Origin of the sequence: Rhodopseudomonas sp. G2_2311, from assembly GCF_047501505.1 — a bacterium.
GTDB lineage: Bacteria > Pseudomonadota > Alphaproteobacteria > Rhizobiales > Xanthobacteraceae > Rhodopseudomonas > Rhodopseudomonas palustris_H.
Window position 1 is genome coordinate 427,824 of the sequence record NZ_JAZDRK010000001.1, and the last position, 15,788, is coordinate 443,611.

The following is a 15,788-nucleotide window of genomic DNA, read 5'->3' on the forward strand; positions in this document are numbered from 1 at the left end:
ACAACGCGGCATGCGGCGCAGCGGCTACTACAGCGGCAGATTCATCAGCTTGGCGAGACGATCGATGCCGAGCCAGCCGGACCGATACGCGTAGAGCGCGACGGCGAAGATCACCGCCGAGATCAGCGTGGTCCACAGCGCCTTGCGCGCCAGCAGCGTTGCCACTGGGGCGCCGGGATCGGTGCCGGGAGACGGCCCCTCACCTTCGCTCTCGGCGTGACTGCGCACGCCGAACGGCAGCGTCACGAACAACACGATCCACCATAAGACGAAGTAGATCGCGAGCAGGCCGGCGATGGTGGAGGCCATCGATCAGGCTTGTTCGATCTCGACCAGCGCGCCGGAAAAATCCTTCGGATGGAAGAACAGCACCGGCTTGCCGTGGGCGCCGATCTTCGGATTGCCGTCGCCGAGCACCCGCGCGCCTTCCTTGGTCAGGCGGTCGCGCGCTTCGATGATGTCCGGCACTTCGTAGCAGACGTGGTGAATGCCGCCGTCGGCGTTGCGCTCGAGAAACTTGGCGATCGGCGAGGCTTCGCCGAGCGGCTGGATGAACTCGATCTTGGTGTTCGGCAGGGTCACGAACACGGTGATGACGCCGTGCTCCGGCAGCGGCACGGCTTCCGAGATCGCCGCATCGAAGCCGGCGCCGTAGACCTTGGCGGCCTGTACCGCATCCTTCACCGCGATCGCCACGTGGTTGAGCCGCCCGAGCATGGTCACCCTCTTTCGTTGTCGTGTTCTTGTTGGTGTTTATCTCAAACCGTCAGCACGTGCACCGTGCACAAAGGTTTCTTGCCCCATTCCGCCTGAACGATCGAGCGGACCGTGCGTCGCACCGATTCCGCCACGGAGTCCGGATCGCGTCGCCGCGCGCGCGGCAACCCCTCGACAGTGGCAACCACGGCATCGAACACGATGTCTTCGAGTGGTTCGCCCGCGGTGTTGTTCTCCGGCATGCCGACCAGATCGACCTCGGGATCGTCGGCGAGTTCGCCGGCCTCGGTCAGCGCCAGCGCCACGAAGGCACAGCCGGCGAACGCCATCTTGCGGCGCTCGACCACGGCGCGCGAGGTGTCCTGCTCGAGGATGGTGCCGTCTTTGTAGAGCCGGCCCGACGGCAGTTGATCGATCACCGCCGGATCGCCCGGGCCGAGACGGATCAGGTCGCCGTTGCGGCAGGTCATCACCTTCGGCACGCCCATCTGCCGCGCCAGCTTGGCGTGTGCGTTCAGATGCAACGCTTCGCCGTGCACCGGGATCAAGAGCTGCGGCCGCACCCAGGAGATCATCTCGCGCAGTTCGTCGCGGCGCGGATGGCCGGAGACGTGAACGAGGTGATCGCGATCGGTGATCACTTCGATGCCTTGCGTCACCAGCCCGTTGATGATGCTGCCGACCGCCTTCTCGTTGCCCGGAATGGTGCGCGACGAGAAGATCACGCAGTCGCCCTTGTTGAGGGTGATTTCGGGATGGTCGTCTCTGGCAATTCGCGCCAGCGCGGCGCGCGGCTCGCCCTGGCTGCCGGTGCACAGCGCCAGCACCTTGTCGGGCGGAAAGTGCCCATAATACTCGGGTCCGCGGAAACTCTGCACGCCATCGAGATGCCCTGTCTCGCGCGCGACCTGCGCAACGCGGTCCATCGCGCGTCCAACCAGAACAACCTCGCGCCCCGCCGCCTTTGCCGCATCGGCGACAGCACGGATGCGGCCGACGTTTGATGCGAAGGTCGTCACCGCGACGCGGCCCTTCGCCGACTTGATCAGGCCGGCGAGCGAAACCGCAACTTCAGCTTCCGACGGCGAGCGGCCGTCGCGCACCGCGTTGGTGGAATCGCCGATCAGCGCGAGCACGCCTTCGTCGCCGAGCTGACGCAGTCGTGCTTCGTCGGTCGGCGGACCGACGACGGGCGTCGGATCGATCTTCCAGTCGCCGGTGTGCAGCACGGTGCCGACCGAGGTGCGGATCGCCAGCGCGTGGCTTTCCGGAATCGAATGCGCCACCGGGATGAACTCGACGCTGAACGGGCCGAGATCGATGGTGCCGCCCGACGGCACTTCGGTGATCGGAATCTTCAGCGTGGTGCGTTCGGCCGCCAGCTTGGCGGCGAACAGCGAGGCGCTGAACTTGGTGGCGTAGATCGGGCAGCCGAGCTTCGGCCACAGATCGATGATCGCGCCGAAATGATCCTCGTGCGCATGGGTCAGCACCAGGCCGACCAGGTTCTTCTTCTCTTTTTCCAGGAAGCGGATGTCCGGCATGATCAAATCAATGCCGGGCAGATGCTCCTCGTCGCCGAACGACACGCCGAGGTCGACCGCCAGCCAGCTCCGCTGAGCGCGATTGCCGAGGCCGTAGATCGACAGGTTCATGCCGATCTCGCCGACGCCGCCGAGCGGCGCAAATGTAAACTCGTCCGGACGCGCCATCACGCCGCTCCCATTGATGCGACGCCTTTGAAATACACGTCACCGGCCGAAACCGGCACCCTTCTTCCGTCGGTGGTGCGCACGATCAGACAGCCGGTGTCGTCGATGCTGTCGAACACGCCCTCGAGCGCGCTGTCGCCCGACCGGATCGACACCGGCTCGCCGAGACCGGCGGCGCGCTCCAACCAGCGCCGGCGAATCTCCGGAAAGCCGCGGCCGTCGTCCCAGATGCCGCGCAGCTCCGTCCAAGCGTCGGACAGCGCCGCGAACAGATCCTCCGCGCTCACCGAAATGCCGAGGTCGTGCAGCGAGACTGCCGGATACGGCGTATCGGTCGGCGCCGCGATGACGTTGGTGCCGATACCGACCACCACGGCGAGGCGATCACCGACATTCTCCGCTTCGAGCAAAATGCCGGCGAGCTTCTTGCCGGATGCCAGCACGTCGTTCGGCCATTTCAGCCGGAAACCAAAATCGATCCCTGAGCGCGCCCGCACTTCCAGGCTGACCTGCTGCAGCGCGGCTTCGAGCGCGAGCCCGGCCGCGAAGCCGAGCGTCGCCGCGGTGCCGGGCGGCACTCGCATCACTTCGAGAACACTGCTGGCGAGATTGCCGCGCGGCGCGATCCAGGCGCGCTGGCGGCGGCCGCGGCCAGCGGTCTGCTCGGTGGTGACGAACCACATCGGACCCGCCTCGCCTGATCGCGCGCTGGTCAGCGCCTCGGCGTTGGTCGAGCCCGTGGAATCGAAAGCGGCGAGCCTATAGCCCGCCGCTGCCGCCTTTGATCCGAGATGCAGCGCTGTCATTTAGAACAGCGACTTGGCTGCCGCTGTCGCTGCGTTCACCAGCGGTGCCGGGTAGACGAAGAACAGCATATTGAAAAGGCCGGCGACCATCAGGACGCCGCGCAGCTCCGGCCGCACCGGATCGACGCCCGGCGCCGGCTCGTCGAAGTACATCACCTTGACGATGGCGAGATAATAGTAGGCACCCACCACGCTGGTGACGACGCCGACCACTGCCAGCACAAACATGCCGGCCTTGATCGCGGCCATGAACACGTAGAACTTGGCGAAGAACCCGGCCAGCGGCGGGATGCCGGCGAACGAGAACAGCAGCATCGCGAAGAAGAACGCCAGCGGCGGATTGGTCCGCGACAGGCCGGCGAAGTCGCTGATGTTCTCGACGTGCATGCCGTTGCGACGCATCGCCAGGATCACCGCGAACGCGCCCAGCGTCATCGCCACATAGATCGAGATGTAGACGATCACGCCCTGCGCGCCTTCGACCGTGCCGGCCGACAGACCGACCAGCGCGAAGCCGATATTGGCGATCGCCGAATACGCCATCAGGCGCTTGATGTTCTTCTGGCCGATCGCCGCGAACGAGCCGAGCGCCATCGAGGCGATCGCCACGAAGATCACGATCTGCTGCCACTGCGGCGCGATGCTCGGGAACGCCGTCAGCGTGACGCGGGTGAAGATCGCGATGCCCGCCACCTTCGGCGCCGAGGCGAAGAACGCAGTGACCGGAGTCGGCGCGCCTTCATAGACGTCCGGCGTCCACATGTGGAACGGCACAGCGGAGACCTTAAAGCACAGGCCGGCGAGCAGGAACACAAGGCCGAACACCAGGCCGACATTGCCGTCCTTGGCCGCAGCCGCAATGCCGGAGAACTGCACCGTGCCGGTGAATCCGTAGATCAGCGAGGCGCCGTACAGCAGCATGCCGGACGACAGAGCGCCGAGCACGAAGTACTTCATGCCGGCTTCGTTCGACTTGGCATCCTGACGGTTGCTGGCCGCGACCACGTAGAGCGCGAGGCTCATCAGCTCGAGGCCGAGATACAGCATGATCAGGTCGCCGGCCGAGATCAGCAGCAGCATGCCGGCGGACGAGAGCAGCACCAGAATGGCGTATTCGAACATCCGCCGCGTCGGATGGGTCAGCACTTCGAGCGACAGGATCAGCGTCACCGCCGAACCGATCAGCGCCAGCACCTTCAGGAAGCGGGCGAAGTCGTCGACGATGAAGCTGCCGCCGAAGGTGACCAGCTTGCCGGCCGGCAGCGCGAACAGCTCCAGCGCGCCGGTGGCGACCAGCAGCAGGATCGCCAGCACCGTGACGGTGCCGGTGGCCTTCGGCCCGCGATACGCGCCGAGCATCAGGAGCAGCATCGCCCCCACCACCAGAACCAGTTCCGGCAGGATCGGAAGCAGCGGGTAACCGGCTGTTTCAAAGTTCATCTGGATCAGTCCTTGCCGGTCACGGCAGCGCCGCTGCCTTCACGGCAGTCACGGCGGCGGCGTAGTTGTTGACGAGTTGCTGAACGGAGGCGGCCGACATGTCGAGCACCGGCTTCGGATAGAAGCCGAACAGGATCGTCAGAACCACCAGCGGCGCCATCATCAGACCTTCGCGCCAGGTCAAATCCTTGATGCTGGCGAGCGCCGGCTTGGTCATCGCTCCGAACACCACCTTGCGATACAGCCACAGCGCGTAGCCGGCCGACAGGATCACGCCGGTGGTCGCCAGCGTCGCGGTCGGGATGTTGACGCGGAAGGTGCCGAGCAGCGTCAGGAATTCACCGATGAAGCCGGAGGTGCCGGGCAGACCGACATTGGCCATCGTGAACACCATGAACACCAGCGCGTACAGCGGCATCCGGTTGACCAGGCCTCCATAGGCGGCGATCTCGCGGGTGTGCATCCGGTCGTAGACGACGCCGACGCAGAGGAACAGCGCGCCCGACACGATGCCGTGGCTGATCATCTGGAACACCGCGCCGGCGACGCCCTGGGTGGTGCCGGAGAAGATGCCCATAGTGACGAAGCCCATATGCGCCACTGAGGAGTACGCAATCAGCTTCTTGATGTCCTCCTGCATCAGCGCGACCAGCGAGGTGTAGATGATCGCGATCACCGACAGGGTGTAGATCAGCGGCGCGAAATACACCGAGGCGTCGGGGAACATCGGCAGCGAGAACCGCAGGAAGCCGTAGCCGCCCATCTTCAGCAGGATCGCGGCCAGCACGACCGAACCCGCGGTCGGCGCTTCGACGTGAGCGTCCGGCAGCCAGGTGTGCACCGGCCACATCGGCATCTTCACCGCGAATGAAGCGAAGAACGCCAGCCACGCCCAGGTCTGCAGACCGCTCGGGACCGAGGTGCGCATCAGGGTCGGAATGTCGGTGGTGCCGGCGTTCCAGTACAGCGCCATGATCGCCAGCAGCATCAGCACCGAGCCGAGCAGCGTGTACAGGAAGAACTTGAACGACGCGTACACCCGGCGCGGACCGCCCCAGATGCCGATGATCAGGAACATCGGGATCAGGCCGCCTTCGAAGAACAGATAGAACAGCACCAGATCCAGCGCCGAGAAGGTGCCGATCATCAGCGTTTCGAGGATCAGGAACGCGATCATGTATTCGCGCACCCGCACCGTCACCGAGCGCCAGCTCGCGATGATGCAGAACGGCATGATTGCGGTGGTCAGGATCACCAGCGGCAGCGAAATGCCGTCGACACCCATGTGATAGGTGATGGTGTTGCCGAGCCAAGGTGCCTTTTCGACGAACTGGAAGCCCGGGTTGGCGGGATCGAAGTGCCACACCAGCAGCAGCGACACCGCGAAGGTGATCAGCGTGGTCCACAGCGAGATCCAGCGGGCGTTACGCCGCGCCGCCTCGTCCTCGCCGCGGGCCAGATAGACCAGTGCCGCACCGAGCACCGGCAGGAACGTAACGACCGACAGCACCGGCCAGGTCATGATCGAAGCCGACATTTACCGGCCCCCCAAGCCGAGGATGAACCAGGTGATCAGACCGGCCACGCCGATCAGCATCGCGAATGCGTAGTGGTAGAGGTAGCCGGTCTGCATCCGGACCACCCCGCGGGTGACGTCGAGCACCCGGGCAGAGATGCCGTCGGGGCCGAAGCCGTCGATCAGCATGCCATCGCCCTTCTTCCAGAGCTGGCGGCCGATCCACTTCGCCGGACGCACGAAGATGATCTCGTACAACTCGTCGAAGTACCACTTGTTGAGCAGGAACTGGTAGAGCAGCCGATGCTGGCTGGCGAGCTCCATCGGGATATCCGGGCGCCGGATGTAGAAGAACCAGGACACCAGGAAGCCCACCACCATCATCACCGTCGGCAGCAACGCGATCCAGGCCGGGATGTGGTGCATCTCTTCGATGATGTGCGGGTGCATCTTCAGCGACGAGCGGAAGAACTCCTCGATGCCGTGGCCGGCGAACAGCTCCTTGAACGGATAGCCGGCCGCCAGCGCGCCGAACGCGAGCACGAACAGCGGGATCGTCATCACCAGCGGGCTCTCATGCGCCGCCTCGTAATGCTTCCGATCATGCGGCTCGCCGTGGAAGGTCTTGAACACCAGGCGCCACGAATAGAACGAGGTCAGCAGCGCGGCGACCACGGTCATCAGGAAGCCGTAGAACGCCAGCGGGTTCTTCGAGACGAACGCCGCCTCGATGATCGCGTCCTTGGAGAAGTAGCCGGCGGTCAGCGGGAAGCCGGTCAGCGCCAGGGTGCCGATCAGCATCACGCCGTAGGTGAACGGGATGCGGTCCTTCAGGCCACCCATGTTGCGGATGTCCTGCTCGTGATGCATCGCGTGGATCACCGAGCCGGCGCCCAAGAACAGCAGCGCCTTGAAGAAGGCATGCGTGAACAGGTGGAACATGCCGACCGAGTAAGCGCCCGCCCCCATCGCCACGAACATGTAGCCGAGCTGCGAACAGGTCGAATACGCCACGATCCGCTTGATGTCGTTCTGGACCAGACCAATCGTCGCCGCGAAGAACGCGGTGGTCGCGCCGAAGAACATCACCACGGCCTGCGCATTCGGCGCGAGTTCGAACAGCGGCGACATCCGCGCCACCATGAACACGCCTGCGGTGACCATGGTCGCGGCGTGGATCAGCGCCGACACCGGGGTCGGGCCTTCCATCGCGTCAGGCAGCCAGGTGTGCAACAGGAACTGCGCCGACTTGCCCATCGCGCCCATGAACAGCATCAGGCAGGCCAGCGTCAGTGCGTCGGCGTGCCAGCCGAAGAAGTTGATGGTCTTGCCGGTCAGACCCGGCGCCGCCGAGAAGATGGTGTCGAAATCGGTGGAGCCGACCAGCACGAACACCGTGAAGATGCCGAGCAGGAACCCGAAGTCGCCGACGCGGTTGACCACGAAAGCCTTGATGGCGGCGGCATTGGCCGACGGCTTCTGGTACCAGAACCCGATCAGCAGGTAGCTCGCCAGACCGACGCCTTCCCAGCCGAAGAACAGCTGCAGCAGGTTGTCGGCGGTCACCAGCATCAGCATCGCGAACGTGAACAGCGAGAGATAGCCGAAGAACCGCGGCCGATGCGGATCCTCGTGCATGTAGCCGATCGAATACAGGTGAACGAGCGACGACACCGTCGTCACCACCACCAGCATCACGGCCGTGAGGGTGTCGACGCGCAGCGCCCAGGCGACCTGCAGCTCGCCGGAATTGATCCACGGCAACAACGCCACGCGTGAATCGTGGTGCATGAAGCCGACTTCGACCAGCGTCACCCAGGACAGCGCGCAGGAAATCAGCAGCAGCGTCGTTGTGACGATCTCGGCGAGACGCGAGCCGGCGGCGGCCGGTTCAACCGGACCGTGAGCGTGATCGTCGTGCGCGTGGTCGTCGTGACCATGCGCGGCATGCGCATGAGCGTCATGGCCGTGCGCCGCGTGGCCATGGGCGTCGTGGCCATGGCCGTGATCATCGTGATGCTCGACGGTGTCGCCGCTCGGGTTGCGGGCGTGGGCGCCCACCAGCGCAATGACGGCCGCGATCAGCGCGCCGACAAGCGGCAGGAATACGATAGCCTGGATCATGCGCGCGCCTTCAGCCCCCCGGACATGCCGTCAATCCGCAAACGATTGCCGATCATGCCCTAGCCCTTCATCAAGTTGATATCTTGCACCGCGATGGTGCCGCGGTTGCGGAAGAACACCACCAGCACCGCAAGGCCGATCGCGGCCTCCGCGGCTGCGACGGTGAGCACCAGCAGCGCGTAAACCTGGCCGACGATGTCGTTCAGGTAGATCGAGAACGCCACCAGATTGATGTTGACGGCGAGCAGCATCAGCTCGATCGACATCAGGATGATGATGACGTTCTTGCGGTTCAGGAAGATGCCGAGCGTGCCGAGCGTGAACAGCACCGCGGCGACCGACAGGAAATGGCCGAGACCGATCTCGTTCATCGCACCCACTCCGGAGCATCGTTGTCGGACAGGCCCTGCCCCGGCTTGACGTGGCGGATCGCCATCGCCGTCTCCTTGGAGCGGGCGTTCTGCGCGGCGATATCCTGCCGCTTGACCTTCTTCTTGTGACGCAGCGTCAGCACGATCGCGCCGACCATCGCCACCAGCAGCACCATGCCCGACACCTGGAAGTAGTGGATGTAGCGGGTATAGAGCACGAGGCCGAGCGCCTCGGTGTTGGACACGCCGGTCGGGATCGGCGACGTCACCGCCTTGGTGACGGTCGGGCTGATCACCCAGCCGCCGGCCAACAGAAGCAGCTCGGCCAGGAAGATGAAGCCGATCAACAGGCCGAACGGCAGATATTCGAGGAAGCCCTCGCGAAGCTGGCTGTAATCGACATCCAGCATCATGATCACGAACAGGAACAGCACCGCGACGGCGCCGACATAGACCACGATCAGGATCATAGCCAGGAATTCGGCCCCCATCAGCACGAACATGCCGGCGGCGTTGACGAACACCAGGATCAGGAACAGCGCGGAGTGCACCGGGTTGCGGGCGACCACGACCATCACCGCGGCGGCGATCGCCACCCCGGCGTAGAGATAGAAGAACAGGACGGGCATCGACATGGCGTCAGCTCACCGGTACGGCGCGTCGAGGGAGATGGCCTTGGCGATTTCGCGTTCCCAGCGGTCGCCGTTGGCCAGCAGGCGGGCCTTGTCGTAGTACAATTCTTCGCGGGTCTCGGTGGCGAACTCGAAGTTCGGTCCCTCGACGATCGCGTCGACCGGGCACGCCTCCTGGCAGAACCCGCAATAGATGCACTTCACCATGTCGATGTCGTAGCGCACCGTGCGGCGGGTGCCGTCGTTGCGGCGCGGACCGGCCTCGATGGTGATCGCCTGCGCGGGGCACACCGCCTCGCACAGCTTGCAGGCGATGCAGCGCTCCTCGCCGTTGGGATAACGGCGCAGCGCGTGCTCGCCGCGGAACCGCGGAGAGATCGGGTTCTTCTCGAAAGGATAATTGATCGTCGGCTTCGGTTTGAAGAAGTAACGCATGGCGAGGAAAAACGCCGATACGAACTCGGTCAGAAGCAGCGAACGGGCGGTAGCGGTGACGTTCATCGAAGCCTCATTTCGGTGCCAGGCCGGCGAACTGCAGGACCGACGCCACGATCACCACCATCGCCAGCGACAGCGGCAGGAACACCTTCCAGCCCAGCCGCATCAACTGGTCGTAGCGGTAGCGCGGCACGATCGCCTTCGCCATCGCGAACAGGAAGAACATGAACAGCAGCTTCAGCGAGAACCAGACGATGCCCGGCACCCAGGTGAAGGGCGCATAAGGCACCGGCGGCAACCATCCGCCGAGGAACAGGATCGTGCCCATCGCGCACATCGTGACGATCGCCACGTACTCGCCGAGCATGAACAGCAGATACGGGGTCGACGAGTATTCGACCATGAAGCCGGCGACCAGTTCCGATTCCGCTTCGACGAGGTCGAATGGCGGGCGGTTGGTTTCGGCCAGCGCCGAGACGTAGAACACCACGAACATCGGGAACAGCGGCAGCCAGTACCAGCCGAGCATGCCCCACTTGCCGTCCTGCGCCTCGACGATCGCGGTCAGGTTCAGCGAGCCGACGCACAGCAGCACGCAGATCACCACGAAGCCGATCGAGACTTCGTAGGACACCATCTGCGCCGCCGAGCGCAGCGCGGCGAGGAACGGGTACTTCGAGTTCGACGACCAGCCCGCCATGATGATGCCGTACACCGACAGTGACGACACCGCGAGGATGTAGAGCACGCCGACGTTGATGTCGGCGATCACCCAGCCGGCATTCACCGGGATCACCGCCCAGGCCGCGAGCGCCAGCACGCAGGTCACCAGCGGCGCCAGCAGGAACAGGCCCTTGTTGGCGCCGTCCGGAATGGTCGGCTCCTTGAGGACGAACTTCAGCAAGTCGGCGAACGACTGCAGCAGACCCCACGGTCCGACCACGTTCGGGCCGCGACGGATCTGCACCGCCGCCCAGATCTTACGGTCGGCGAGCAGGATGTAGGCGATCGCGATCAGGAGGATGACCAACAGCAGCACGCTCTGCCCGATCACCACGAGCAGCGGCCACAGGTTGGTCGCGAAGAATTCAGCCATGGGTCCCGCCTACTCCGCCGCCGTCAGCAATTGCCCCGACGCCAGGCGGGAACATTCCGCCATCACCGCGGACGCCCGCGCGATCGGGTTGGTCATGTAGAAATCGGCGATCACCGGCTTGAACGGCGTCTTTTCGACGCTGCCGCCGGCGCTCGCCAGCTTGCGCAGATCGGCCGGATCGCCGGCCTCGATTTGATCGACCCGCATCAGATGCGGCACCTCGGCGAACAGCGCCTTGCGCAGCGCCGCCAGCGAGTCGTAGGGCAGCTTGGCACCGAGCGCTTCCGACAGCGCCCGCAGGATCGCCCAGTCCTCGCGCGCATCGCCCGGCGGGAACGACGCCCGATTGGCGATCTGCACGCGGCCTTCGGTGTTGACGTAGATGCCGGACTTCTCGGTGTAGGCGGCGCCCGGCAGGATCACGTCGGCGCGGTGCGCGCCGCGATCGCCGTGGGTGCCGATGTAAACGACGAATGCGCCGTCCGGCACCTTGACCTCGTCGGCGCCGAGCGAAAACAGCACGTCGACGCCGCCGGCCGTCGCCATCTCCGCTGCACCCAGCCCGCCCGCTCCCGGCACGAAGCCGATATCGAGCGCGCCGACGCTGGAGGCCGCCGGATGCAGCACCGCAAAGCCGTTCCAGCCGTCGTCGAGCGCGCCGACGTCGGCGGCGAGCTTGGCCGCCAGCGACAGGATCGCCGCGCCGTCGCGACGCGCAGTCGCCGCCGCGCCGACCAGGATGATCGGGCGCTTGGCGTTCTTCAGCGTCTCGGCAAAGCCGAGCTTGCCGGCGATCAGATCGTTCAGCGTGTCGGTGCCGGCGCCGAGATAGTTGTAGTGATAGGTCAGCTCGGCCTGGTCGCCGATCACGCCGATCGGCATGCCGCTGGCCCGCCAGCGCTTACGGATGCGGGCGTTGAGGATCGCCGCTTCCTTGCGCGGATCGGAGCCGATGATCAGCACCGCGTCGGCCTGCTCGATGCCGACGATGCCGGGATTGAAGATGTAGCTGGCGCGGCCGGCCTTCGGATCGAACGCCGCGACGTTCTGCGCCGCGACGTTGGTCGAGCCGAGCTTGGCGAGCAGCTGCTTCAGCGCGAACATCTCTTCGACCGCGGCGAGATCGCCGGCGATCGCGCCGATCTTCTTGGCCGAGGTGCCGTCGAGCTTGGCCTTGATCGCGGCGAATGCCTGCTGCCAGCTCGCCGGCTTCAGCTTGCCACCCTCACGAACGTAAGGCCGGTCGAGCCGCTGCGTGCGCAGGCCGTCGACGACGTGGCGGGTCTTGTCGGAGATCCACTCCTCGTTGATCGCCTCGTTGACGCGCGGCAGGATGCGCATCACTTCGCGGCCGCGGGTATCGACGCGGATCGCCGAACCGACGCCGTCCATCACATCAACCGACTGGGTCTTGCCGAGCTCCCAGGGCCGCGCCGCGAAGGCATACGGCTTGGACGTCAGCGCGCCGACCGGGCAGATGTCGACCAGGTTGCCCTGCAGCTCCGAGGTCAGCGCCCGCTCGAGATAGGTGGTGATCTCCATATCCTCGCCGCGGCCGATCGCGCCCATTTCCGGCACGCCGCAGATCTCCGCCGCAAAGCGCACGCAGCGGGTGCACTGGATGCAGCGGGTCATCGAGGTCTTGACCAGCACGCCGAGATACTTGTCCTCAACAGCGCGCTTGTTCTCGGCGAACCGGCTCTGGTCGACGCCATAGCCCATCGCCTGGTCCTGCAGGTCGCACTCGCCGCCCTGATCGCAGATCGGGCAGTCGAGCGGATGGTTGATCAGCAGGAACTCCATCACGCCTTCGCGTGCCTTCTTGACCATCGGCGATTTGGTCGAGATCTCCGGCGGCTCGCCGTTCGGGCCCGGACGGCAGTCGCGCACGCCCCAGGCGCAGCTCGCCACCGGCTTCGGCGTGCCCTTCAGCTCGACCAGACACATCCGGCAGTTGCCGGCGATCGACAGCCGCTCGTGGTAACAGAATCGCGGAATTTCGGCGCCGGCGGACTCACAGGCCTGCAGCAGCGTGTACTCCGGCGGAACTTCGACTTCCTTGCCGTCGACGATGATCTTGATCATGGCAGTCACTCCGCCGCTTGCATGTGCGCCGGATCGAGCACGCCCTGATCGTCGAGCGTGGCCTTGCGCGAGAAGTCGTCGATGCGGCGCTCGATCTCGGGGCGGAAGGCGCGGATCAGGCCCTGGATCGGCCAGGCCGCGGCATCGCCGAGCGCGCAGATGGTATGGCCTTCGACCTGCTTGGTTACTTCCAGCAGCATGTCGATTTCACGCTTGTGGGCGCGGCCTTCGACCATGCGGTCGAGCACGCGCCACATCCAGCCGGTGCCTTCGCGGCACGGCGTGCACTGGCCGCAGCTTTCGTGCTTGAAGAAGTAACTGATGCGCGCGATCGCCGCGACGACATCGGTCGACTTGTCCATCACGATCACGCCGGCGGTGCCGAAGCTCGACTTCACCGCGCGGGTGCCGTCGAAGTCCATGATCAGGTCCTGGCAATCGGCCGCCGGGATCAGCGGGCACGATGCGCCGCCGGGAATGATCGCCAGCAGATTGTCCCAGCCGCCACGAATGCCGCCGCCGTGCTTTTCGATCAGCTCGCGGAACGGAATGCCCATCGCCTCTTCGACGACGCAGGGCGTGTTGACGTGGCCGGAGATGCCGTAAAGCTTGGTCCCAACGTTGTTGGCGCGGCCGATCGACGAGAACCACGCCGCGCCGCGGCGCAGGATATCCGGCGCCACCGCGATCGACTCGACGTTGTTCACCGTGGTCGGGCAGCCGAACAGACCGACGTTCGCCGGGAACGGCGGCTTCAGCCGCGGCTGGCCCTTCTTGCCCTCGAGACTCTCGAGCAACGCGGTTTCTTCACCGCAGATGTAAGCGCCGGCGCCGTGGGCGACATAGAGGTCGAACGGATAGCCGTGGACGTTGTCCTTGCCGATCAGCTTGGCCTCGTAGGCCTGGTCGATCGCCGCCTGCAGCCGCTCGCGCTCGCGGATGAACTCGCCGCGCACGTAGATGTAGCCGGTGTGGGCGCCCATCGCGCAGCCGGCGACCAGACAGCCTTCGACCAGCGTGTGCGGGTCGTGGCGCATGATCTCGCGGTCTTTGCAGGTGCCGGGTTCGGACTCGTCGGCGTTGACGACCAGATAGCTCGGCCGGCCGTCGGCATTGTCCTTCGGCATGAAGGACCACTTCAGGCCGGTCGGGAAGCCGGCGCCGCCGCGGCCGCGCAGGCCCGACGCCTTCATCTCGTTGATGATCCAGTCGCGGCCCTTGTCGATGATCGCCTTGGTACCTTCCCACGCGCCGCGACGGCGCGCGCCCTTCAGCGTCCAGTCGTCGAGACCGTACAGGTTCCGGAAGATGCGGTCCTTGTCGTCCAGCATGGCTTGCGGCGTTCCCTGTCAGCGTTTGGATTGCATGTAAGCGAGCCCGGTAGCGCAGCCCCCGAAGGTCAGCGCCCAGATCACGCTCGATTGGAGTGTTGCACCGAGCGCGTAGCGCTGCAGCAGAAATATGAACGCTGCGGCGGCGACACCGTGCAGCAGCATGTAAACGGGGATCGGCATGGCTCTCGCGCTTTCCGCGACGGCGCGCCCCACCGGGGCGGGCGTCGTCATGGCGGGTTCTTCTCGGTGGCGTCTGCTGCGGGCGGCTTGGGCGCGGGGCGTTCCTGGACGTTGGCAGCCGCCCCCGCCCGCTTCGCCTCGTCATCGGTCAACGGCGGCCCGTTGGCGTCGACCGGCGATACGTTGATACCACCCGTCTTCAACGTGGTCGGGCCGGTAATCGGTGCCGCGTGCTGCCGGCCATTCTGCGGACCCGGCGTCGGCGGATTGCCGCTGGCGAAGCAGTCCAGCACCTTGTTCAGCGTCTCGGGCGTCAGATCCTCGTAGGTATCCTTCCAGATCTGCACCATCGGCGCATTCACGCAGGCGCCGGCGCACTCGACCTCCTCCCAGGAGAAGTCTCCGTCAGCCGACAGATGGAACGGGTCGTGGTGGATCCGGTTCTTGCAGACCTCGATCAGCTCGCCGGCGCCGCGCAGCCGGCACGGCGTGGTGCCGCAGACCTGCACATGGGCCTTCTTGCCGACCGGGTTGAGCTGGAACATCGTGTAGAAGGTCGCCACTTCCAGCGCACGGATGTGCGGCATCTCCAGCATGTCGGCGACGGTGCGGATCGCCGCTTCCGGCAGCCAGCCGCCGCACTGTTCCTGCGCCCGCCACATGATCGCGATCACCGCCGAGAACTGCCGGCCCGGCGGATACTTGGTGATTTCCTTCTGCGCCCAGGCGAGATTTTCCGCGGTGAACGCGAAGCTCTCGGGTTGCAGCTCTTTCGGTGCCAGACGACGAACGGACATGCTCAGTTTCTCGCCGAGCGCTGCGCCACGCTCGCATTCAGGTGTTGGATCCGGGCCTGCCAGAACGCGCTTGCGGTTCCGACGACGTTGTAGCCGACATTCGACGCGACCTTGATCCGGTCGAGAATGCCGAGGTCGACTACGGCCTCGTAGCGATTGCTTTGCGGGTCGTACACGACCAGCTTCAGCGGGGTGTGTTCGAGGATGAAGCGCGACACTTTGTGATCGCGGTCGCTGCCGTGCTCTTCGCACAGGATCGCGGTGTCTTCAGCGAGCAGCCGCTCGCCGCCGCGGATCGCGTCGATCTCGACCCCCTCGACGTCGAGCTTGACGATGTACTTGCCGCCGAGCGGCAGATGGCCGTCGTCGATCAGATCATCGAGACGGATCACCGGCACAGTCTCGCCGTCGGCGCCGGGCTTGCCGGCGATGCTGAACGCCTCGTGCTTGGTGCCCGACAGTTTCGCGGTGGGGGGGCCGGCCCCCCCCCCCCACCTCATAAAACAAAAACACATCCCGTGGAGATGCGGATTGATTGCC

Annotated in this window: 16 protein-coding genes; all 16 read right to left on the reverse strand. The window is 65.4% G+C overall.

From position 1 onward, the window contains the following. Positions 1 to 27 precede the first annotated feature (27 nt). Positions 28 to 309, reverse strand: coding sequence for a DUF1467 family protein (locus VRZ08_RS02095; protein ID WP_107355913.1), 282 nt, complete (start codon positions 307 to 309; stop codon positions 28 to 30). A gap of 3 nt (positions 310 to 312) precedes the next feature. After that, complete coding sequence (mce, locus tag VRZ08_RS02100; protein WP_011158483.1) at positions 313 to 717, reverse strand: methylmalonyl-CoA epimerase; 405 nt, start codon at positions 715 to 717, stop codon at positions 313 to 315. Between the two features lie 41 nt (positions 718 to 758). Then, positions 759 to 2,429, reverse strand: a complete 1,671-nt coding sequence (locus VRZ08_RS02105) for a ribonuclease J (RefSeq protein ID WP_107344834.1) — start codon at positions 2,427 to 2,429, stop codon at positions 759 to 761. Then, positions 2,429 to 3,235: a biotin--[acetyl-CoA-carboxylase] ligase gene (locus VRZ08_RS02110; RefSeq protein WP_414531427.1), complete on the reverse strand. Its 807-nt coding sequence runs from the start codon at positions 3,233 to 3,235 to the stop codon at positions 2,429 to 2,431. The genes VRZ08_RS02105 and VRZ08_RS02110 overlap by 1 nt, the downstream gene beginning before the upstream one ends. Beyond that, entirely contained in the window at positions 3,236 to 4,675 is a 1,440-nt protein-coding gene (nuoN, locus tag VRZ08_RS02115; RefSeq protein ID WP_107344836.1) for an NADH-quinone oxidoreductase subunit NuoN, read from the reverse strand. 19 nt (positions 4,676 to 4,694) lie between these two features. Then, complete coding sequence (locus tag VRZ08_RS02120) at positions 4,695 to 6,212, reverse strand: NADH-quinone oxidoreductase subunit M (protein WP_164571091.1); 1,518 nt, start codon at positions 6,210 to 6,212, stop codon at positions 4,695 to 4,697. After that, positions 6,213 to 8,315 carry an NADH-quinone oxidoreductase subunit L gene (gene nuoL, locus VRZ08_RS02125; protein ID WP_346294792.1) on the reverse strand — a complete coding sequence of 701 codons (2,103 nt, stop codon included), beginning with the start codon at positions 8,313 to 8,315 and terminating at the stop codon, positions 6,213 to 6,215. Positions 8,316 to 8,374: 59 nt separating this feature from the next. After that, positions 8,375 to 8,686 (reverse strand): NADH-quinone oxidoreductase subunit NuoK, encoded by a 312-nt coding sequence (nuoK, locus tag VRZ08_RS02130; protein ID WP_107344838.1) that lies wholly within the window; start codon positions 8,684 to 8,686, stop codon positions 8,375 to 8,377. Then, positions 8,683 to 9,321 (reverse strand): NADH-quinone oxidoreductase subunit J, encoded by a 639-nt coding sequence (locus VRZ08_RS02135; RefSeq protein ID WP_346294793.1) that lies wholly within the window; start codon positions 9,319 to 9,321, stop codon positions 8,683 to 8,685. The genes nuoK and VRZ08_RS02135 overlap by 4 nt, the downstream gene beginning before the upstream one ends. Positions 9,322 to 9,330: 9 nt before the next feature. Continuing rightward, a complete protein-coding gene (gene nuoI / locus VRZ08_RS02140) occupies positions 9,331 to 9,819 on the reverse strand; it encodes an NADH-quinone oxidoreductase subunit NuoI (RefSeq protein ID WP_011158491.1) in 489 nt (162 codons plus the stop codon). Between the two features lie 7 nt (positions 9,820 to 9,826). After that, positions 9,827 to 10,852 (reverse strand): NADH-quinone oxidoreductase subunit NuoH, encoded by a 1,026-nt coding sequence (gene nuoH / locus VRZ08_RS02145; RefSeq protein ID WP_012496375.1) that lies wholly within the window; start codon positions 10,850 to 10,852, stop codon positions 9,827 to 9,829. A gap of 9 nt (positions 10,853 to 10,861) precedes the next feature. Next, entirely contained in the window at positions 10,862 to 12,937 is a 2,076-nt protein-coding gene (gene nuoG / locus VRZ08_RS02150; RefSeq protein WP_414531428.1) for an NADH-quinone oxidoreductase subunit NuoG, read from the reverse strand. Between the two features lie 5 nt (positions 12,938 to 12,942). Beyond that, complete coding sequence (nuoF, locus tag VRZ08_RS02155) at positions 12,943 to 14,268, reverse strand: NADH-quinone oxidoreductase subunit NuoF (protein ID WP_107344841.1); 1,326 nt, start codon at positions 14,266 to 14,268, stop codon at positions 12,943 to 12,945. Positions 14,269 to 14,286: 18 nt separating this feature from the next. Continuing rightward, the gene (locus VRZ08_RS02160) at positions 14,287 to 14,502 is read right to left on the reverse strand and encodes a hypothetical protein (RefSeq protein WP_107344842.1); all 216 of its coding nucleotides are present in this window, start codon (positions 14,500 to 14,502) and stop codon (positions 14,287 to 14,289) included. Then, positions 14,499 to 15,248, reverse strand: a complete 750-nt coding sequence (gene nuoE, locus VRZ08_RS02165) for an NADH-quinone oxidoreductase subunit NuoE (RefSeq protein WP_414531429.1) — start codon at positions 15,246 to 15,248, stop codon at positions 14,499 to 14,501. Before nuoE ends, VRZ08_RS02160 begins: the two co-directional genes overlap by 4 nt. Before the next feature lie 2 nt (positions 15,249 to 15,250). Beyond that, on the reverse strand, positions 15,251 to 15,788 hold a 538-nt coding region (locus VRZ08_RS02170), incomplete at its 5' end, for an FkbM family methyltransferase (RefSeq protein ID WP_414531430.1).